Origin of the sequence: Vibrio ouci (genome assembly GCF_004551525.1) — a bacterium.
Classification (GTDB): Bacteria; Pseudomonadota; Gammaproteobacteria; order Enterobacterales; family Vibrionaceae; genus Vibrio; species Vibrio ouci.
The window spans coordinates 57,612-79,396 of record NZ_SATR01000010.1; the positions used below are offsets into that span (position 1 = coordinate 57,612).

12 protein-coding genes are annotated in these 21,785 nt (G+C 53.1%); 1 reads left to right on the top strand and 11 read right to left on the bottom strand.

The features are described from left to right. The first annotated feature begins 10 nt into the window (after window positions 1–10). Complete coding sequence (locus ELS82_RS08680) at window positions 11–307, top strand: multicopper oxidase domain-containing protein (RefSeq protein WP_134835142.1); 297 nt, start codon at window positions 11–13, stop codon at window positions 305–307. 104 nt (window positions 308–411) lie between these two features. Here the strand turns inward: ELS82_RS08680 and ELS82_RS08685 are convergent, their stop codons facing one another. From ELS82_RS08685 to ELS82_RS08735, 11 genes are all read right to left on the bottom strand, one after another. Beyond that, window positions 412–1,182: a 4'-phosphopantetheinyl transferase family protein gene (locus ELS82_RS08685; protein WP_167489265.1), complete on the bottom strand. Its 771-nt coding sequence runs from the start codon at window positions 1,180–1,182 to the stop codon at window positions 412–414. After that, window positions 1,154–1,951 carry a thioesterase II family protein gene (locus ELS82_RS08690; RefSeq protein WP_134835144.1) on the bottom strand — a complete coding sequence of 266 codons (798 nt, stop codon included), beginning with the start codon at window positions 1,949–1,951 and terminating at the stop codon, window positions 1,154–1,156. Before ELS82_RS08690 ends, ELS82_RS08685 begins: the two co-directional genes overlap by 29 nt. A gap of 48 nt (window positions 1,952–1,999) precedes the next feature. Beyond that, window positions 2,000–3,211 (bottom strand): hypothetical protein, encoded by a 1,212-nt coding sequence (locus tag ELS82_RS08695; protein WP_134835145.1) that lies wholly within the window; start codon window positions 3,209–3,211, stop codon window positions 2,000–2,002. Further along, window positions 3,211–3,966 (bottom strand): outer membrane lipoprotein-sorting protein, encoded by a 756-nt coding sequence (locus tag ELS82_RS08700; RefSeq protein WP_134835146.1) that lies wholly within the window; start codon window positions 3,964–3,966, stop codon window positions 3,211–3,213. Before ELS82_RS08700 ends, ELS82_RS08695 begins: the two co-directional genes overlap by 1 nt. A 12-nt stretch (window positions 3,967–3,978) precedes the next feature. Continuing rightward, window positions 3,979–6,339: an efflux RND transporter permease subunit gene (locus ELS82_RS08705; RefSeq protein WP_134835147.1), complete on the bottom strand. Its 2,361-nt coding sequence runs from the start codon at window positions 6,337–6,339 to the stop codon at window positions 3,979–3,981. Window positions 6,340–6,528: 189 nt separating this feature from the next. Continuing rightward, window positions 6,529–10,776 (bottom strand): non-ribosomal peptide synthetase, encoded by a 4,248-nt coding sequence (locus ELS82_RS08710; protein WP_134835148.1) that lies wholly within the window; start codon window positions 10,774–10,776, stop codon window positions 6,529–6,531. Continuing rightward, window positions 10,757–12,460: an acyltransferase domain-containing protein gene (locus ELS82_RS08715; protein WP_134835149.1), complete on the bottom strand. Its 1,704-nt coding sequence runs from the start codon at window positions 12,458–12,460 to the stop codon at window positions 10,757–10,759. Before ELS82_RS08715 ends, ELS82_RS08710 begins: the two co-directional genes overlap by 20 nt. Beyond that, a complete protein-coding gene (locus ELS82_RS08720) occupies window positions 12,450–13,772 on the bottom strand; it encodes a beta-ketoacyl synthase N-terminal-like domain-containing protein (RefSeq protein ID WP_134835150.1) in 1,323 nt (440 codons plus the stop codon). Before ELS82_RS08720 ends, ELS82_RS08715 begins: the two co-directional genes overlap by 11 nt. Then, window positions 13,769–15,319, bottom strand: coding sequence for an aminotransferase class V-fold PLP-dependent enzyme (locus ELS82_RS08725; protein WP_134835151.1), 1,551 nt, complete (start codon window positions 15,317–15,319; stop codon window positions 13,769–13,771). Before ELS82_RS08725 ends, ELS82_RS08720 begins: the two co-directional genes overlap by 4 nt. A 16-nt stretch (window positions 15,320–15,335) precedes the next feature. After that, a complete protein-coding gene (locus ELS82_RS08730) occupies window positions 15,336–18,569 on the bottom strand; it encodes a condensation domain-containing protein (RefSeq protein WP_134835152.1) in 3,234 nt (1,077 codons plus the stop codon). 2 nt (window positions 18,570–18,571) lie between these two features. After that, on the bottom strand, window positions 18,572–21,712 hold the full coding sequence (locus tag ELS82_RS08735; RefSeq protein ID WP_167489267.1) for a non-ribosomal peptide synthetase: 3,141 nt from the start codon (window positions 21,710–21,712) through the stop codon (window positions 18,572–18,574). Between the last annotated feature and the right edge of the window lie 73 nt (window positions 21,713–21,785).

Genomic DNA, 21,785 nt, shown 5'->3' on the forward strand with positions numbered 1-21,785 from the left:
AACGTAGGATATTTTCCGTTTTCCAAGCGGTCCCCTTGAACACTGGGTGATTCAGCAGGGCAATAAAAACATGCTCCACCCTTTTCATATTCATGGCTGTCGATTTCAGATATTTGCGATTGACGGGCAACCGCCCGCCCCGAATCTGATGAGGTGGAAAGACACCGTCCCTGTGTTTCCAAAAGGCCAAACTGAACTGCTGGTTAAGTTTGACCAGCCTGTAAACCGTGAGTTTCCGTACATGGCGCATTGCCATATTTTGGAACATGAAGACACCGGTATGATGAAGCAACTTACCGTGTCTTAATAACGTCAAGCGAATCGGATCAACTGGGATGAAGGCCGCCTTACGCGCCACCATCAGCTCAGCGTTCGTCTTCGCCTATTTATGGTTCCAGCGATGGGCCGAACTTAATGCATGCAGATCAGAGTGGTGATGGAATGCGCATAGATCAGCAAGCAACCATGAAAGACCTTGCCGGCTGGCAACTCGTCACGCAGCAACGTCGAACACAGCTCAAGTTCAAATCGTTGCTTCTCGACACAAATCTGCGTCACCCTAGCCTCACTGAAATTGATGTACCTTTCCACTTTAGGATAAATGGCTTTAAACACGCTCTCTTTGACTGAAAACACAATGGTACAAAATTGGTCAAAATCAATACTCAGTTGATAGTAAAGTTGCATTTCATCACTGTTCAGGATCTGAGGCGCGATTTTGGTTGCGACATTCATTGGGATCATCGCCTCGTGGTCAATACCCACATACGTCACGCTCCCTTCAGGCGCGACCACCGCCAAGGCCCGTTCACTGGTGTGAGAGATTGAGCCCAAGTAACCCTGGGGCCAAATTGGGTTTCGATGCGTCCCCGTCGCCACCCCGACCTCACGTGCATCCAATGACTCCAGAGCCACCATCGCTGCAATTCTGCCTGCCAAAAACTCCGCGCGGCGCTTTGTGACCGCTTTACGGATATGCTCGGGTTCATCAAACGTCAATTTTTCGTAGATATCACCACAAAACTTCTCAGCTTGATAATGACAGGCATAGACACGAATATCAGGGTGATAATCAGCAAACGGATGTCGGCGACAAGACTCAATAAAGTCGACAAAAGGCTTTTCTTTTCCCAACACCAAATGACTCGTCAGCTTACGTGAAGACACAATCGGAAGTAGCACCGCGATTCTCCCCGTAAACTTCATTCGTCAATGGTAAGCCCTCACTGAACAACTGGTTAATCACCGCCCTGATATTCGTCTCATCATGAATGAAAAAATGGTCCCCCGTGTACGCAGTAACGTTGATCTCGTCGGTGAAAAAAGGTTGCCATTCTCGCATATCCTGTTCTGTCATATTGTCATCGGTTCCATAAATGACCGTTGAGCGGCTTGGCAACTGACCACTGAACGTTGTCTTAAAACGTTCAACCACGGAAAAATCAGCCCGAATGTAGGGCAGACAGAAATCGATCAGACCTGGGGTGTGAAACACTTGCTCAGGCGTCCCATTCAGTTTTTTAAGCTCTTCGACAAATGCCGCTTGAGGTAACCCGCTAATGGGCTTCATTCGACGCGGTCTATCCGGAGCCATAGCAGCGGAGAACAAGCAATGCTCGGGCGAAGGTAACTTCGCTTCGTGCAGCATGACCAACGCCTCAAACGCAGCCAGAGCGCCCATGCTATGACCAAACAAGAGATAGGGCTTGTCCGTTAAGGCGACTAATTCGGCTTGGATGCCACGGATGTATTCCTGCATGCTGTTGATGTGAGGCTCACCGATCCGCTCTGCTCGCCCGGGCAGTTGCACGGCGTGTAATTCAACCCATTCCGGTAACCATTGCAACCAAGGATGGAAAATAGAGGCGCTCCCCCCCGCGTAGGGAAAGCAGATCAACCTCACCTTTGCGTTTGGGTTCGCCTTATAGCATGTCAGCCACTGAGTATTCACGTTGACCCCTTAATAATATTCGTCTTTGAGTGTTGTCACCGACCATGACTAGAAATAAACATTCAGGCGTGCGACCGCCATAGTATTGGCTTTGAATGCCCCGTAGTTACTTTGCGTATCACCATAAAAACCGTTATAACCGAGCGAGTACTCCAAGCGATCAGACGGTTTATAACTGAGCTTGATCTCCAGCAGGCTAGAATGATCATCAAAGTTGTACACCCCTCCGACATCCGCAGCCCAGACACCTTGGGCCCACTCATAATGATAATTTTGACTAATCTGGGGGATGACATCACCCTGTGTCTGACGTGACAACAAGGCATCAATTTCGGCACTGATCTCTTGAAGATAGCCACTCCAGCCCACCAACAAGCTCCACTGCTCAACCGATGCGCTTATCTGATCAGTCTTCACCACTCGCACTTTGTCATCGTAGCGTGCCTGCAGCTGAGCCACTCCCCCCCAATAGTTGACGTTGCAATGAACAAAGCCACTGACCGTTTTGTCGCGTTCGAGTCGCACTTCATGAGACTGTTGTACGATTGCTGGGTCATCTTGATAGATATACGCCCCGCCGACGAATAGGTCGAATCCGGTGCGGTTGATCTGGTAGCCAAGTCCAAGCTCGACGGGCTCATCAAGCGACTCTCGATCGAACGCCGCCCGCACGATGGGCGGTGAGCGATCCCACATCGACCCTTGTTGCGCTAATGTGTTGACACTAGGTTCAGCCGTCACAATCACATCAAAAACATCATCCCCCACGTACTCACGCCACCGTAAGGCTGGCGTCGCGAGATAGTTGATCGCCAATCCCGATGCCAAAGGATCGGAGCTGTCTGTCGGATTAAAATATGCGCCTTGGGATAAGGCACTCCCTGAGCCCCAAATCATCATTTGTTTGCCAACGGTGATGGTGCGCTGAGATTGCAGGATCGAGGCATACAATTCACGCACCTGGACATCCCACTCTTTCGCGTGCTCTCTTACCCCAACCGCGGGATCCCAGTCTATCGAAAAGGCGCTTTCTATGGTCAAGCCCTTATGCTCAGGCCGATAATAAGGCTCAAGCCAGAGCCGCTGCCGGACACTTCCCCACTCACTGGAACGCAGTCGGTATTGCATGGTGGACAGGGCATAACCCGTCAGCCCGACGCTTGACGCACTCGACTCTACCGCGACATCGTCGAAGCTGGCGAATGGATCATCGGCATAAACCCCCGTACTGACAACGGATAAAAGTAACCACTTGTTCACTATAACCTGCTTTGAGAAAAGTCCGCTTCGGTCAACCCAACATTGACCTGGATATTGTTGAATTGGATCAGGGTCTCGCTTTCACTGACCGCGCTTTTCGTGATCATTTTCTGCGCCATCCAATAGTCTCCAAACTGTTTGTGGCCGCCATACCAGGTCGTCTTCAACAGCTTGCCCTGTTTCGAATAACGCTCCATCTTATGCACCAGATGAATGTCTTCTCTCACCCAAGTGATGCGTTTTTGATACGATGAACTTTTGGCGTCATACGGAATACTTTCAACCACATAGCACTGCACATCTCCACACGCTTCCATTCGCAATAGATTGTGGGCGTCATCCTGGACAGAGCGACTTTGCAGATCTTCGTTAATCAAGTCACTGCGCATAAACGTCCCTTTGTTGGCCGAGCCCGAAATCCGACGGGTTAAGTTTGCGTTAGGCAGGTACAACCACATGTCATCCACCACCTTGGGGTCGTCATACGACCAGGTTAAATAACGTGTCCCCTGTACTTCCGCAGGTAAGGAAAACTCCATGAACGACTTGCGTCCTTCTTCCGTGCGAATCGATTCACTTTTGAGCACACGTTTCAGGAGCTGATCGTCTCGTTTGATCAACATCACCATGTCTTGGGTGACATCACGACTCGATTCTGCGGTATCCAACCAGATCATGACTTGTTTTCCACTCGGAGCGGCCACCGCCAAAGGCGCGACCAAAGAGAGCAACAAAGCAGTAAGTTTTAAGTGCATGTTTTATTTCCTTTATCTGTTCGCTTGAACGGAGTTCAGCGGCTGCGTGTTTTTGAGGGGCTTAAAGATGAGCAATAGAGCGGGGAGCAAGATCAGATCAGCCAGTAACGCCCAGGAAAACGCCATGCCCGACATATAACCAAATATCACGCTCTCATTGAGAACCGATAGGGTTAAGACAGAAAACCCCGTACTCAGTATCGTGGTGGTAAACACCAATGGACGCCCAGCTTTGGTGATGGCATAGCGAATCGCCTCCGCGTAATCACCCTCTTGGTCGAACGCCACTTTGAATCGGCTTAGAAAGTGGATCGTGTCATCCACCGCCACCCCCAAAATCAACGGCGAGAAAATGATTAACGATTGACTGAGTGGCATATCCAACCACCCCATCAGTCCCACAGAGACCAAAATAGGTAAGACGTTCGGCAACAACGATAATAAGCCCAATGACCAAGACTTCAGCACCACGATCAGCACCAGAGAAATGGCCACAAATGCCCAGATAAAACTGTCGAATTGGCCTTTAGACAAGTAGTCTGAGGTTTCCTTGATGTGGACGATAGGGCCTGTTACTGAGGCGTCAATATGTGTATCGAACGTACTGGCTACATAGGATTCGACCTGCTGAATAATGGCGTAGCTTTGCTCTGTTGACACCGCACGGGTGCGCACGGCAATGCGTATCTGCTTAGAGTCAAAACTGACAAATTGATCCAACATCTCACCCCCGCCCATTTCATACAGGAACAGGAAATCTGACAAGGTTCCTTGTTGGGTCGGCAATGCCGAACCTTGCTCAGGCAGCAGAACACGATTTGACTCTTTGACGATGTCCACGATAGACCTTGCCGTCACCACATGTGGGTTGGTTTTGAGCGCTGCAACCAGTGCTTCCACTCGGGTCAGTGTATCCACCGTCAGTAACGGGCTGTCGTCGCGGCTGCTCAGAACAATATCCAATGTCATGGCTCCACCCATCTTCTGATCGATGAAATCAGCCTTTTGACGCAACTCTGTTCTTGGCGACAAGTTTTCAATTGGGCTGGTGTCCAAACTGACAAACGCGATCCCGGCCGCCATGACCAATGACGTGGCCAAAAAGCCCGCCGCCCAGACTTTCGGTGCACGGATCACGCTCTCCGCCATTTTCTCCAAACTGACATCGATCCAGTCTTTTTTGTGACGATTCATGGCCGAGATCGGCTTGCGACCAAACGACAGCAGCGACGGAACCAAACAGTAACTGAACACCAATGCGACAAACACACCAATGGCGCAATACACACCCAGTTGACCAATCGGAATGATCGCCGTTCCCTGAAAAGAAAGAAAACCAATCGCCGTCGTTAAAGTGGTCAGGAAACACGGCAACGCCACTTTCGCGCTGCCGGACACTAAGGCATCATTCTTCGATTTGCCACTCGCGAGTTCATCTTGGTAAGCACAGCCAATATGGATACAATCTGCCATACCAATACACATGATCAGGCTTGGGACAATAGTGACAAAGAACGTCAGTTTCCAACCAATAAAACTGATCAAGCCGAACACGGCAATATTCGCCAGCGCCATGACTAAGATCGGCACCCAAGTCAGTCGGACGGAACGGGTAAAGTAGGCAATGATCAGCATCTCCAGACCTAGGGCAATCAACCATAAGGTTCCCGTTTCGTCGTTACTGATCTGCTCCATTTCGGCATCAAAGATGGGATCCCCAACCGCGACAATACCTAAGTCGCGATACACCTCTTTTTCAAGCAATGCGGCAATGGCAGGCGCTATGTTTTTTCTCGGATCCACTTCATCGGTTGGGTAAGGATACAGTTCCACCAACACGCCGAGATATTGACCATCTCGCGAGACAAACAGACCTTGATACAACTCATCTTGCGAGAGTTGATGAATTTTCTCGAGCAACTGTGATGTGGATTCTGTGCCCGATAGGTAGGTGTCAATCACGATCGCGCCGTCACCGACAGAACGCATTTTCTCTAGGTTATTGATGCCCGTGGCGGCACGGACATATGGGACCGACGTTTCCAGTTCCAGAGTCAGTTGGTTGAGAAGGGCAATGGTCGTCTCAGGTGCCGTTTCAGACAGCGGCATCGCCAAGACCAACGTATCCTCATTGCCGAAGGTGGCTTTGAACCGTTCCATCTCTGCGATGAGAGAAGAATTCACCGGGAGAAAGCTCTCGTTACTGTTCTCAAAGGTTAAGGTTTCTAAGCGGGTAAAGAGCCCTACTACGAGTAACACCGTCGCCAAGATAACCCAATACCGGAACCGAATGATAAAACGAACCCACGCTTGAAAGTGGAGATTAACTTTGGATTGATTCAATGGATCATCCAGTTTCCATTGCGAACTCATCGATTTTCGCCCTCGCCTTGTTGTCTTGTGCTGATAGTAGCCATGGTGTGCCGATTATCATTTCAATCGAGAATGATTACCATTCACAATCGGGAGGACTTTTATCACTCGAGGTAGCGATTTGCATAAAAAAAACGAGCGATGGTCAATCGCTCGTTGTATTTGGGGTGTTTCTCAACCGTGAGTCACTCACCTCTCTGGTTGGATAGACGTCAACACTTCCGCATATCGAGCAAACTGCGCGGGACTGACCGCAGACAATGACAGCCCTAATGCCTCAATGTAGCCTTGCGTTAACTGACAGTCTGCCACGAGAGGCGCTCGCTGAGCGTCGTCGTCCTCTTCGACGGTATAGGGCACCAAATTGATCAATTCAGGGCACTGCTCGAGCTTGGTCAATAACGCCTTGCGCCACGACGAAGCAGCCAACGCTGACAAGACGTTGCCTTTCACACACGTTTGCTGATACAGACTCGACCAAGAGACTGGTTTAGGCTGACTCATATGCCAGACTGGGCGACGAAAGGCGTCAACTTTCGCACGGACCATCACATCCGCCACCTCGTCGGTCATCGTCAGATCCGCCAACGCCGCTGACTCGGGATACGCCCCCAACAACTCACATGCCTGAACGGCACGCCAAATAATGTCTTTTTCGTTATTGATGCCTGTTCGCTGATCACCCGCCATACTCGCCAATCGGTAAATGGATACATCCAGACCACGAGACTGAGCTTGCAAACACAATTGCTCTGCCACCCACTTACTTTGGTTGTATCCCCCAATCAAATAGGGCCAGTTCGGCATCGTAGAAGATTCACAAACTCGCGTCAGATCCGATGCCGCCGAGATCAAACTCATGGTCGAGACGAAATCCAACGATTTGTGCGTTGACGTTGCGGCCAATTCCAGTAACGAGCGGGTAGCTTCCACATTCGCCTGTTTGAGTAGACCATAAGGGTAAGCAAAATTCACCCAAGCGCCGCAGTGGATGATATGGCTGACAGATTGTGCCAATCCAGACCAGCTCTCAGCGTTTAACCCTAACTGAGGCAAGGATAAGTCACCGATAACAACCGACAGGCGATCGTGGTATTCATCACGCCACAATGCCAAGGCCTTCAGCTGGCATTGTACTCGGGCCAAACCCTGACTGGCATCGTGGGCACGAACCAGACACACCACCTGTTTCGACGTGTTTCTTAGAATACTCGCGCACAAATGTGCCCCCACAAAACCCGTAGCTCCCGTCAGTAACCATTGGCCCTCTTGAGCCAAAGCCAGCCCCTGGCTATGGGTGTCGGGCGCCAGCACAGATTCTTCATCGAGATCATACTGGGTCACGATTTCCGAAAGAGGGGCCTTATGCCCCTGTTGTCTAAGTTGGAGCCAATCAGCCAGGGCCTGCATGGACGGCAATTGGTAGAATTCGCTCATCGCCACATCGACCCCGAACGTCTCTCTCAGTTGGCTCACACACTGTGCTACCTGCAACGAACTGCCTCCAATGGCGAAAAAGCTGTCCGCCAGCGAAAGCACCTCACCGTGCAACACCTGCTCCAGCATCGACACCAGTTGTTGTTCAATCACACTGAGTGGTGTCAGCGATTCAGACTTGCGCGTGATTCGCGCCGTCAACGCCTTGAGGTCGATTTTGTTGTTCGCGGTCAGTGGCCACGCTGGCAGAGACGTAAACGTCGAAGGGATCACTGCATGAGGTAAGCGAAGGGCCAAATCTTGACGCAATACCTCATTCGAAATCGGACGGTCACCTTCGGTAAGATAGAACGCATGCAGTGCCTCCACTTGGCCACCTTGCAGGCTGGGAATGACACGCGCTTCTTTCACCGTCCGACACGCTGCCAATGCCTGCTCAAGCTCCGGCAGTTCAACACGAACACCCCGGATCTTTATCTGTGCATCCAGTCGGCCCAGAATAGCGATCATACCGTGTTCATCCCTTTGGCACTGATCGCCGCTGCGATAACATCCGGAGCCGTAACGGAGCACGAATCGCTCAGACGACAATTTGGCTCTGTCATGATACCCCTTTGCCACCCCCACACCACCGATAAGCAGTTCGCCAGACACACCCGCAGGGACTGCATGGCCACACTGATCAACCAGTTCGAGCTGGACGTCAGGCAACGCAAGGCCGATGCTGTCATATTGATGCGTGTCATGCACCGGGTTGGCCACACAGTAAATGCTCGCTTCAGAAGGGCCATAGAAATTGTATAAACGTCCTCGAACTGCCCATGCCTGCGCCAAAGCAGGCGGGCAACGATCGCCCCCAACCCCAACCCAGGACAGTTGGTCCACCTCATTCACCGCCACATGAGTCAGCAACGCCGGAGGCAGGAACATCATCGTGATCCGATGCGATTGGATCAGTGCCGTGATCGACTGCGGGTTACGCACTGAATCAATCTCATCAAACACCAAAGTCCCGCCACTTGACAGCAGCATCAACACTTCGAGGATCACCGCATCAAAACTCATGCCTGAACACTGCAACAAACGGTGAGATGACGCCATGGTCGAGGACAAGTACGCCAAGCGGCTGGCTAACCCGTCATGAGTGTTCAGCGAAGCTTTCGGCTTACCAGTCGTCCCAGATGTATAAATCATGTATGCGACGTCACCGGGCTCAATCACGGTGGCGATCGGCGGGATCGGTTCGGCAATGCTGGCGTCAGCGACGTCAATCATCCGGACACGATGCTGCACACAGTGGTCGTTCAATCCCTGTGGGATCGCCTTATGGTATAGCAGCAGCGCCGCCCCGCTATCTGACAACATCTCTAGCACACGCTGTTCAGGGTATTGCGCATCAAGACCTAAGTAACAGGCTCCCACCTCCATGACCGCCAACATTTGCACAATCGATTCCGGTTCATTACGACTGAAGCAGGCCACCACCTGACCTTTTTTCACACTTTGCTCAACCAGTGAGGCCATCAGTGCTGTGATCCTTTGCCCAGCTTCCGCATAGCTGATTGTCCGCCCAGATAGGCTATCTTCCATAAAGGCCGACTCAGGCTGAGTGGCCACTAACTGCCTTAAGCGATGGCCGATCAGAGGAGAGCGTTTCGCACTTTGACACACCAAATTTGGACTCGATGCGCCTGTCGTCGCCAACGCCTTCAACGGCCGATCACCGAGACGAATCAACGATAGCATGACGTCACCGACTGCATTCGCCAACGTCGTCATCAAGGCAGGGCTCCAGCGCGAAGCCTCGTATCTCAATTGGATTTTGAACTTGTCACCCGGCCATGCATAGATCGCTAGGGGATAACCGACCGACTCTTCCGCGAGAACTGGCGACACCTGAAATGGCATCGACCGCTCTAGGGGGCTCGCTTGTTCTTCATATTGAAACACCGTTAACACCTGAAACGGCATGGCGCCCGGTTCCCACTTTGCAGCAGCCATGATATCGCTCAGCGGCAGTTGATTATGCTGAAAACTCGCGCTCAACGCCTGATGACGCGCCTGCAAGTACGCACTGCACGACTGAGACCAATCAAACCGCCACGCCTGAGGGAGAGTGTTCAACAAGGGGCCGACAATCCGCGACTCATCGAATTGATCGAGCGATCGCATCACCGTCGTCATACCAAGCACCACCTCATCCTCATGCGTCCAACGAGCCATCACCAAACTGCACGCACTTTGAAACAGGCTGCTTTCGGTGATCGCTAATGCCTGACACCCCGCTTGAAGCTCATCACGCCAAGCTTGGGACTGCAGTACCTCAACACTGGCTTGACCCGCCCCTGAATGACCCTGTTGGAGATCCAGCCCTTTCCCCACTTCGAAGGCCTCTAACTTGTCTCGCCAGAACGCAGTCGCCGCCGTAGGATCACTCAGCGACACGCGCTTAATATGGTGGGCAAGTGACGGCGCGGGGGCTAATGACCCGTTTTCCCCGCGTAACCGGGCGGCATACACGTCAGCAAGCTCTTCGGCCAACACACCAAATGACCAACCATCAATGATCAAATGGTGCACGCTCACTAGCATGTAGTATTGATCATCTGCCACTTGAAACACACCAACGCGCCACAAAGGAGCGTTTTCCAGCTCAAAACCGGCGGCTTTGTCTTGTTGAGCGTATTGGTGAAGATCAAACACCTCACTTCTGACATCATGAAACGTCCAGGGAATCGTGTGTTGAGCAGGTTTGAATACCACTTGGTGGGGCTCGGCTAAGCCCGAGTAATAGACGTGTGTGCGCAAGGCGGGATGAGCATCGGCCACAGCTTGCCAAGCTTTCTGATTCAATTCGACCTGATAGTCACCCGTGATCTCAACCGCCAATTGCTCAATGTACAATGTCTCTTTCGACTGTAACGATTGATTGAGGATGGCCGACTGCATCGCCGTCAATGGGAACGCGTCCGACACCCAGTTATTCCAAAGTTCCACCATTTTCTCCTCGCGTTTTCCATTGTGCTGTGATGCGTTGTTTCTCTTGTAGAGACAGGCCACTCAATTCGAATGGCTTGACCCAGTCACTTTGCAACAGCGCCTCGTTGTCTGCGCTGCAGCGACCACCGTTCACCTTGTCTTCCATCGCATGTAAATGCAGACATTGATAGGCGTCTGAAATCGACAGTTGTCCGCCGGACGCGGTGATTTGTCGTACCAGATCCAGTAAATCAACCGAACTGCCGCCTAAGGCAAAAAAGTGGTCTTCCGCCGATAAGGTCTCAGCGTCGATACCTAATATCATCGACCATAGCCGCTTAACATCCGGCGCTTCGGTCGACGGTGGACAAGGCGCTGTCGCTTGCTCTTCCCGTGGCATGACCGTCGCACTAGGATCCGCCCAAAAGTGCTGTGGCGCGAGCGCAATGCCGGGCAGAGGGACTCGTCGGCCTTCATTCCCTCGCCATACGCGCCAGTCGATCTCAAAACCATGCACCCACAATGTCGCCAACGTCGTCAACCACTGGTCCTCCGGTGAACGTTCCGGATCATTAGCGACCCCCGCGACCGAGTGGGTCACTTCACTGATCACCGGACTCAACTGAGATTTGGCACCGATTTCAAAAAACAACGCGTTGGGATACTGACGATGGATATTTGTGACGGCGTCACTAAATTGCACCGTCTTGCACAGATGATCACACCAATATTGGGCAGTCGTCACAGCTTGTACGTCAATTTCTTTGCCAGTCACATTGCTGTACCACGTACGCTGGGGAAGCTGAGGGCAGGACTGGGTAATGACAGAGGAAAACTCAGGCAGGATCGCATTCATGGTTCGACTGTGATAAGCATGGGAGGTCCTTAACCGGGTGTAACGAACCACCTTGGCCTCCAGCGCTTCCATTGCCCAAGCCAGTTCGCGGTCTGGGATGCTCAACACCAATTGGGTCGGGCTGTTGATGGCGGCCAAATCAATACGCTGCGACCAATCTCTGCCCAAAACCGTGTCGAGTTGCGCCTCGGACAGTTGACAAGCCAGCATCGCCCCACTGGGGGCACTCGCCATCAAACGCCCGCGTAAAAACACCACGTTCAAGGCCGTCTCGTAATCCCATACCCCGGCATAACACGCCGCCACAAACTCGCCCAAGCTGTGACCCACCAAGGTGTCGCAGACCAACTGACTGCGTTCGAGCGACATCAAATAGCTCATGGCCAGAATAAATAAAGCCGGTTGCGCCATCGCAGTATCCTGCAGAGCGACGTCATTGGCTGCACTGCGCTGGGTTAACAGCGGCAACAACGCGACTCCATACTGCTGTTCGAGGTACCCGCACCCTTGGTCAATCATCGCCCGTGCCGCCGGGCAACGCTGATAGATCCCAGACGCCATGCCCGAAAACTGACTGCCTTGGCCAGTAAACACGTACACCAGTTGCTCACTCGCCGCAGAGGCGACGAGCGGTCGTGATAACCCTTTTTCCATCGGTAAGTCAGGATCCACCACGCAAGCCACCCGATGGGAAAACGCTTTTCTGGTATGCCGTAATGTCCACTCAATGTCCTGCAGAGCATGTTGTCTAAAGGGAGCGGCTTGTGCGAAGCTCCTCACAGTCTCGAGGGATTGACGATGAGTGGGGGTCGACCATTGCAAAATATGAAGGGCAGTACTACGCATCATACACCCCGCCTAACGCACGTGACGTGTCAGGTGAAGAAGACAACACCAAATGGGCATTGGTTCCCCCAAAGCCAAACGCACTGACAGCCCCAAATACGTCACCCGTTTGGGGTAACGGCATTGTGTTTGCGTTGACAAAAAACGGGCTTGATTCCAAGCCCAACCGCGGATTGGGCTGTTCGTAATGCAAGGTGGCCGGCAACGTTCGCTGTTCAATCGATTTGGCGGCCTTGATCAACGCTGCAATCCCACTGGCACAATCTAAATGGCCAATATTGGACTTGATTGAGCCGATCGCGCAGCGCTGGGACTCACATTCACCATACGCCGCTTTGAGCGCAGCCAGTTCCATCGGATCCCCCAATTCAGTGGCGGTCCCGTGAGCCTCGACAAACGCGATATCGCATGCTTCCACCCCCGCGACCTGCATGGCTTCTTGAATGACGTCAGTCTGACCAGCAAGACTTGGCGCAGTGTAACCGGCTTTGCTCGCGCCATCGTTGTTGATGGCTGACCCTTGCACCAACGCATAAATGTAGTCCTGATCAGACAGCGCATCCTCCAAGCGTTTTAATGTAACGACACCCACGCCATCGCCAAACAATGTTCCTGATGAGCGATGGTCAAACGGCCGACAATGACCATCATGCGAACGTATCCCCTGCGGAGTATAAAGATAACCCATGGGTCCATAAGCAGACACAGAGGCACCGCCGGCCAACGCCAGATCACATTCCCCCGACAATAACGCTTGGCACGCCTGATGCACCGCCACTAACGAGGTAGAGCACGCCGTCTGGATGGTCATCGCCGGGCCAGTCAGGTTGAGCTTGTACGCGACACGCGTGCACAAAAAGTCTTTATCGTTGGCCATCATGATACTCACGGGATCACGATCGGCGTATTTCGGGTTGCCGAGAATGTTGTTTGCAAAGTACGTCCCGATCGAGCACCCCCCAAACACCCCGGTTTTTAGGCCCCGCATCTCTGGCTCAGGGTAGCCAGCATTTTCTAACGCTTGCCAGCAGATCTGCAGGAACCATCGGTGCTGGGGATCCATCATTTCCGCTTCAGCTGGCGTGATGTTAAACAAACCGGCATCGAACAACCCCGGCGCCTCCAAACATGACGCGCGGCGGACATAATCAGGGTGATCGAGCCAAGCGGGGTCAACTTTACCCACCAAGTCCTCTCGTGCGAGCGTCTCGATGGTCTCTTGCTTGTTGAGTAGCCGCTGCCACAGTGCCTCGACACTGTTGGCGCGAGGAAACACCCCCGCCATCCCGACGATTGCAATCGCTTGGTCGCTCATTGCATGCCTCCGAGATCTAGGTCTTGATCACGGACTTCCCGTTCGAGACTTTCAGCTATCACCAGTTGGTCCGCGATCACAGTCTGTAAATGCGTGCGCGTGGTTAACGGGTTCAGCATCACTGCGCGGAATAGGACCAGAGGCTGCTGAGGGTACAGGTTAGTCACACGTTTAGTGCGAGAGACGAATGTGTTGCCCAGAGCGCGTTGGCGTTTCTGTAAGGCGACATTAAACGTGTTAACGAACTCATTCTCCTGCTCTGTCAGACGTCGACCTCGATAACCTTGGGGCAAATAACGGTAAACCATTAAGTTCATTTTGGGTGCATGCACCAGTTCAAATTCTTGCGTCTCGTTGAGCATCTCAGCCAGCATCTGCGCTCTGGCTAAGCTCTTCGACAGCAGCTCACCGTAACCCGATTTGCCAATGAGATGAAAGGCGGCATGCAGATACAACGCCATCGCCGGCCTAGTTCCTTCGAGAGTAAAACGGCCCTGATCCAGCGAGGAACTCCGGATGGCATAGGGGGCCTCTTTACGAATATTGCCTAAGGTCGCCACGTCGCGTGTTAGCAACAGACCACAACCAATCGGTGTCATCAATTGTTTGTGGCCGTCAATCGTGACGGAATCGGCAAGGTGGATGTCAGATAACATGGCTTTGCCCTCCTCACACAGCACCATCGCCCCTCCCCAGGCGCCATCCACGTGCAAATGCGCCCCTTGCGCACGCGCAAGTTCGGCCATCTCGGCAATCGGATCGACACTACCAAAATCGGTTGTGCCTGCGATGGCAACCAAAGCGACAACAGGCTGATCTTGGGATTGGGCTTCACTTAACGCCTGCTTAAGGTGCGGTAGCGGCAAGCAATACTGATCATCAAACGGGAGTCGGATCAGATCCAGCCCCAGCAAATCGGCGGCTTTATCAAACGAATAATGCATCAGCTCTGAGCCGATGATCACCCCTCTTGAACCCGACGCTTGCAACGCCGCTTGGCGTTGGTTCCGCGCCACCCACATCGCAGTGATATTAGCCACCGTTCCGCCACTGGTAAAACAACCAAAATTGACGTTCGCATCCTGAACATTTTGCAGATAGGCCGCATCATCCAGATGGAAGACTTCTTTATGCAACATCGCCAGCACCTGACGCTCAACGAAATTGAGGCCTCGACAAGATTCGATTTTCATCATGTTCTGGTTGAGGATCATGACTAATCGTGACAACTGGCTGACAAAATTGGGTAACGGTGATGTCATGTGTCCAACATACGTCGGCGACGCTAGATGCGAACAATGAGGCAAGATCTGATGCTGAAATTCGTCCAAGTACTGCCCCATAGATTGCTGTTGGGCAGGCATCGTGGTGTCGGTAAACAGGGTTTTCAACTCACTGACCGGTATGGGATCACAACTGTCATTAGAGTGCAGAAACTGTTGGCACATTTCATCAATCCAGTCATCATACTGACCAAATCCTTCGGTAAATAAGCCTTCAACGTCTAGATGAGTGTCGGCCGCCAATGCGTTTGAGTAGATATTCATTTTAGATTCCTTCGGCTTACTTGGTTCTTCTGCGCATTCTTGTGGTGCGCTGTCCGCGTCGAGCGGGTTTGGTTGGTTGGTCTTTTGAACCGTAAAGGTGGTGGGCAAGCGCCCGAATGGTTGGGTACTGGAGTAAGGTCACCACTTCCACCGACAGCCCCAGCGTGGTGTTGATGTCATGTTGGACCTGATTCAGTTCCAATGACGACAGGCCGAGATCAAAGACATTCTTGTCAATGGCGCATGAGCGTACTTTCAGAGCCCGCGCATAGAGCTCGGCCAACGCCCGCTCGTGTTCTGTCGCTATCGCAGGGGCTTGTGACTCAACCAAACGCTGAGCCTCTGCCACCAACTGTTTCAACGCGACCATATTGACTTTACCGTGCGAGTGCAAAGGAAGGTGGTCCAACGCGTACAACTGAGACGGCACCATGTAATTGGGCAGAGTCTGGAGCAGGTGTTGACGAACCGGTTCCGCACTCGCGGTCCCCGTCCAACAGCCGATCAAGGCTTGCTGTTCGGCGGAAAAATACACGACCGCCCCACTGTCACCAGTCGTCTCACGCAGCGCCAACTGTACTTCCAGCACCTCGACACGATTACCGCGGATCTTCACCATGCCATCTTGGCGACCCAGCAACCTCAGTTGCCCATCGGGCAACACAGTCGCAACGTCACCCATTCTGAAACCACCTGCCTCAGATCCTTCAGGGTGTATAACCGGTTGTGGGTGATTGGTGTAGTGCCGCAGTTGCTGTTGCCCACTGACTACAATCTCGCCAGGACAGCCTATTGGCATGATCCGACCAAGCTTATCCTCCACACGAAGAGCGGCCCCCGGCACCACTTGTCCCAAGTAGCCGTGTTTCAGACTTTCAGCACAAAGCGTTTGCCACGTAATGTCGTTGACCTCAGTCGAACCGTAAAGATTGAATACGGTCGCACTCGGAAACGTCGCTTGCACATCAGACAACAGAGTCTGAGAGAAAGGTTCAGCCGTAGAGTAGAGGTGTCGAACATGAGGGAAGCGGGCGCCACCGAGACTCAACATGCGCAGCAAGCTTGGCACCGCATACAGTTTTGTAACACGCTGCGTCGTAAGTACCGTCGTCAAACGCGATACATTCGCCACATCATGCCCTAGCGCGACCACGCTTGTCGCCCCTGAAATCATGGTATCAAGGACTTCCCAAAGTGCATCAACGAACCCCAAAGGCGTCCGCTGCAGCACGCGGTCACTTGGCAAGGTCTTCAATGATTCTTGCGCAAAATTGAGGCGTGCATTCGCTGCCAACACAGAGAGAGAGGCGCCTTTAGGCGTCCCTGTCGTCCCTGAGGTATACAATAGCGCGAACTCCTCACTGGGTGTCCTTGTCCCCAACTCTTGGTATAAGGAAGTCAAGCTCGCCGTTGGCTGCGCCTCAGTCGCGAGCGCGACAACCTCAACCTGACTCTCGCCCAGCGACTTATACGCACTGTCAGCTTCCACGGCTAATAGGCTCGGACTCGCGTCGCTAAGGATTTGTCGACAGCGCGCCTCTGGCAGAGAACGGTCCATCGGTACGTAGGTCACCCCGTATAACGCACACGCCGCAAGCAATGCTTGTTGTTCAAAGCCCCTTTCCCCGTAAAATGCTACACGTTGTCCGGGTTGAAGCCCTCGCTGCGTGAAGGTTTCGAGCCACAGCGTGACGCGTTGTTTGAGATCACGAGCAGTGAACGTATTCTCACCGACCACCACCGCGATGTGCTCATCAGTTGCCGCTTCCAGTTTCGCGGCCAGTGACGACAATCGATCCAGACACTCATGGCGGCGACAGTCTAACAAGTTCAACACGGCTCGCTCCTCAGATGTGACGATCTCCACCTCCTGCAATGAACTCGTGAGCGGCGCCGTCGCTAGCGCGGTCAGAACCCGTTCATAGTGCTCAGCCAGCCACTGGATGCGCTGTTCACTGTAACGTGAGCGGTCGTAATTCAGCACCAGTTCAAACGCCTCGCCTTTGGGCCATACGTAGACTTCAAGATCCATATGTGCATACGCACTCTGAGACTCCAAGGCCGTCAACTCCAGTTCTCCCCAGTTGTCTAGGGAGACCGCTTCCGGTTGCATAACTAACCCCACCTGATAAATGGGATGACCATCGCCTTGCCAACCCACCGCTTTCACCACCTCAGGGAAGGGAGCCGCTTGATGCGCTAAGGCCTCAAGACCCGTACACTTCACCTGCTCCAAGAATGCATGCAAGCTGTCAGATTCACGCCAGGCTTGACGCAACACGATGTTATTGACAAAACAACCGATCAGCGGTTGACTTTCTATCTTGTCACGTCCAGACACATATGAACCGATCACCGATTCTTGCGTGTCATTGTAGCGACCCACCAAGTACTGAAGCGCCCCGCTAAAGAACATAAAAGGCGACATGCCCAGAGCTTGACTCCGAGCCGACAGCGCCTGCGCCAATTCCGCCCTTAAGCCATGTTTCACCACCGCCCCTTCAAACGCTGGATCTCTGCCCAACGCCGAGGACGACTCTGCAGGGAGGCGGGTCACTGGCGCATCGGTAAGTGTTTGCTGCCAATACGCAAGGGCCGTCTTCCCCGCAACATCTTGGGCGCTTGATGCAACGTCAATGTAATCCTGGCGGATCGTCGGCAATTGCCCTTGTTCCCCCAAATAAAACGCTTTTAACTCGCGAAGGAAGATCCCCATCGACCAGCCGTCAAACGCAATATGATGGAACACCATACTCAAGATATGCGTGCCATCCCCCAGTTTGGCCACGTGGGCTCGATACACTTCGCCCTGCTCGAAATTGAGCGGCCGGCTGGGTTGCGAATCAACATGCGCCTGCCAATCTGAGCCATCGTCGAATGTGTCAATACGCAATGACGTGGGGGCTGTTTGACACAGAAACTGTTGCGCTCGTCCCGCACTTGGCTCAAAGCGGTAACCGGTTCGCAGCGGCGCATGACGCTGAACCACCTGATCCAATGCCTGGCCCAATTTGGTGACATCGAGTGCCCCTTTGACCAATAAGTTCATCGTGATGTTATAGGCCGCACTCGCCCGTGGATCTTGAGACACCAACCAAACACTTTGCTGAGACGCACTGACCGGATAGGTGTCACCCACCGCTCGCACTGCCGACGACGGCTGAGTCGCGCTCTCGGTGTTGGCTTTGACTTTGGCAATCAGAGCATTGAGTTGCTGTGTATTCAGTTGCTGGATATCGATCGTTGACATAATTACTCGTCTCCTTGATTTGCTGCGTCGAGCAGCTTTTCGCCGATCAAGGTGGTTTGTAGTTGAACCGTAGGGGAAAGGAAAACGTCCGCCAGCGTGATCTCGACACCGACCGTGTCCTTGATTTGGCTTACAAGGCGGGTGGCCGTGATGGAATCAGCCCCAAGCATGAAAAAGTTATCACTCATGTGCTGCACTGGCGCGTCAATCAGTGACTGCCACAGCGTCGCCACCAACTGTGCCAAGGCGCCTTCAATGGCATGTTGCTCATCACCAGATTGACGGCACCAGTCGCCCAATTGCTGGCGATCGATCTTGTTGTTGGTCGTCAGTGGCCACGCCTCTACCACCCGCCAGATTTGAGGGATCAATGCCACGGGCAACATGTCCACTAGACGCTGTTTCAAACGCGCCTCGAGTGCCTCTTCCGGTCCCCCATCAGTGAGGTAACACAACGCCAGTTTGTCACCTTGGCTGGCAGGCACAATCAACGCCACACTTTGCACAACACCGTCCACTTCCGTAGCCAACTGCTCTATTTCACTGAGTTCGATTCGATGGCCGTTCAGTTTCACTCGGTTATCAGTTCGACCAATGAACTCCAAATTGCCACACGGACGCATTCTTCCAATATCCCCCGTGCGGTAGAGGCGACCATAATGCGGGTGATCGATAAACGCCACCGCATCAAGATCCGGGCGATGCAGATACCCGTCAAACACCCCCGTTCCAAAGCACAACATTTCACCGGCCACCCACGTCGGCGCTAAGCCGCCGTCGTAAGATAAGATCAGGTAGCCACTGTTGTCGGCAGGTCGACCATACGGTAGGGATGGCCAGTCTTCCTCCAGAGTCGTGACACGAGAATATATATTCCAAACGGAAATCTCCGTTGGGCCGCCAACCGTATAGAGTTGGCAGTGCGGGGCGAGCTGTTTAAGTCGGTCTGGCGTCGCCTTTGCCACCCAGTCTCCACCTAAAATCATCAGCCTCAAATGGGCCAGTGTCACCTCCCGTTCATTGGCGAGCGTGATCAATTGTTGCGCCGCCGCGGGCACACCATTCCAGACCGTGACTCGCTCTGCGACGGCCAATTGAAGCCACTGCTCAGGCAAACGCCGAGCGCGTTCGTCAGGCACCACCAATGCCGCTCCAGCCAGCAGGCCACTGAAAAGATCAAAGACCGACATGTCATGATGGATGGCACTCAAGGCCATGACGCGGTCGCACGGACTGAGGTTAAAGGTGCGTCGGTTAAACTGGGCAAAATTGCTTAGCCCTTGATGCTTAATCGGCACCCCTTTAGGCGTCCCCGTGGAGCCAGACGTATAAATCACGTAAGCCAGTTGCTCAGCTTGCACCGTGACCGCCGACAAGACATTCCCCCTATCCATCGCCAACTCATCCAACTCAATCCGCACTGGGGTTTCCTCAACCACGCCAGTGTCTGGCGTCTGGATGAGCAGATCCGCCCCCGACTCGGCCAGGATGGCAGACACGCGCTCGCGGGGCGCTTCGATATCAATCGGCAAATAGGCGTAGCCCGCGATCACACAAGCGTACGCTGCCATGATCTGCTTCGGTCCCTTGGGCACATGCAGTGCCACCAAGCCAGAGGTCGGATGGTGCGCTTGAATATTCGCCGCCATGATGGTGATCTGTTGATGCAACTGCGACCACGTCATCACGTCACCTGCGCCAATCAGAGCCGTACTCTCAGGCCGCGTCAACGCGTGTTGCTCGAGAACGACTCGCCAATCAATCAACTCATACGGCGTCTCGGTGTCGTTGACCGTGTCCCAAATCGCCTGTTGCATATCTGGAAGGCGCACCGTTAGCGTTTGCTGCCAATCGGCCTCCGCCGAGGCGAGGGTCTGCAACAAGCGTTCAAATTCGTCGAACATGGCGGTGATCACACCGGGCTCAAATTTATGAACCAACGCGTCCCAGTTAATATTGAGTTGATCTTTCAACATAAAGTACTGGCAATCGAGGTCAACTTGGGGGGTTTGTGAAATCGCATGTTGGATTGTGCCAAACACCGCGATCTCGTCTTCAAACTGTTTTTGCTCTTGACCTAGCTCCGGTGACGCGGTGAAGACCACCGGCATATTGGCCACACTGCCGTGCTTTTGTGTCAGTGCGCGCAGAAGTTCCATCCCACTCACAGAGGCGTGTTCCATGTCTTGCATCATTTGCTGCTGCAATCGTTTTGCTTGTTGGGCAAAAGACTGCTTAGCGTCCAGATTCACTTCTAGCAACGAAAAGGTGGCAAACTCACCGATCACGTGAGGCACGTCTGGATGAACACTCGGTCGATTAAACCGCGGAATGTTCAACGTGAATGCCGACTCGCCGGACCATTTCCCGATCACGAGACTGTATAGAGTCATCAACACACTGCTCAATGTGACGCCATACTGCTGTGCATAGCCTTTCAACTGCTGGGTTTGCTCAACCGATAACGTGGTTAAAAAACGCTGGAAGCCTTGCCCTTGTGGCTCTCGACGCGTCATGGGTAGCGCTGGGGCGGCGGGCAGTGTATCCAAACGCTGCTCCCAGTAAGCTTTCGCATTGAGCGCGGCTTGACTGTCACGTTGTTGTTGTTGGTAAACCACATAGTCACGAAACGTCAGCGTCGGGTTTTGCAACCCCTCAGCACTGCCGTGCTGATACAAGGACGCGAACTCTTTGAGCAGGATTTGATAGCTGCGGCCATCAATACACCACAAATCCAAACTCAAGTGCAGGCGGTATTCGTCGTTGGCTAATTTCGTCACCACCACCTGGTTTTGCGGCCACTGCGTCAAATCTGACTTACGATGGGCCAGCTCTTCACGCAAAGTGTCCACACGCTGGGGCGCGGCACTGAAGTCAAGCAGATCAATGCTCACCTGAGGAACATCCGACAGCACTTGCTGATGCTCCGAATCCAACACCACGGCATGCAACATATCATGCCTCGCAATGACGGCGTTCAGCGCCCATTCGAGTCGTTCAATATCATACGACGCACTCTGAAACTCCAAGTACAAATGCATCGCCACATCGCCACCGTCCAATTGACGGCTCCTGCCCAACCAATACGCTTGCTGCATATCCGTCATGGCGAATGGCGCATAACGCGCCTCTTTATTGCTCATGACGACTTCCCTTGGCGCCTCAGGACGTTTCAGTCGGTCAAGAAGCTTCGCTCTGGTTGAGTTTGGTACCTGC

Excerpts from the sequence above, each read along its gene's own strand:
- ELS82_RS08700 (WP_134835146.1), bottom strand. The coding sequence starts at position 3,966 with ATGCACTTAAAACTTACTGCTTTGTTGCTCTCTTTGGTCGCGCCTTTG.
- ELS82_RS08705 (WP_134835147.1), bottom strand. The coding sequence starts at position 6,339 with ATGAGTTCGCAATGGAAACTGGATGATCCATTGAATCAATCCAAAGTT.
- ELS82_RS08710 (WP_134835148.1), bottom strand. The coding sequence starts at position 10,776 with ATGGTGGAACTTTGGAATAACTGGGTGTCGGACGCGTTCCCATTGACG.
- ELS82_RS08715 (WP_134835149.1), bottom strand. The coding sequence starts at position 12,460 with ATGATGCGTAGTACTGCCCTTCATATTTTGCAATGGTCGACCCCCACT.
- ELS82_RS08720 (WP_134835150.1), bottom strand. The coding sequence starts at position 13,772 with ATGAGCGACCAAGCGATTGCAATCGTCGGGATGGCGGGGGTGTTTCCT.
- ELS82_RS08725 (WP_134835151.1), bottom strand. The coding sequence starts at position 15,319 with ATGAATATCTACTCAAACGCATTGGCGGCCGACACTCATCTAGACGTT.
- ELS82_RS08730 (WP_134835152.1), bottom strand. The coding sequence starts at position 18,569 with ATGTCAACGATCGATATCCAGCAACTGAATACACAGCAACTCAATGCT.
- ELS82_RS08735 (WP_167489267.1), bottom strand. The coding sequence starts at position 21,712 with ATGAGCAATAAAGAGGCGCGTTATGCGCCATTCGCCATGACGGATATG.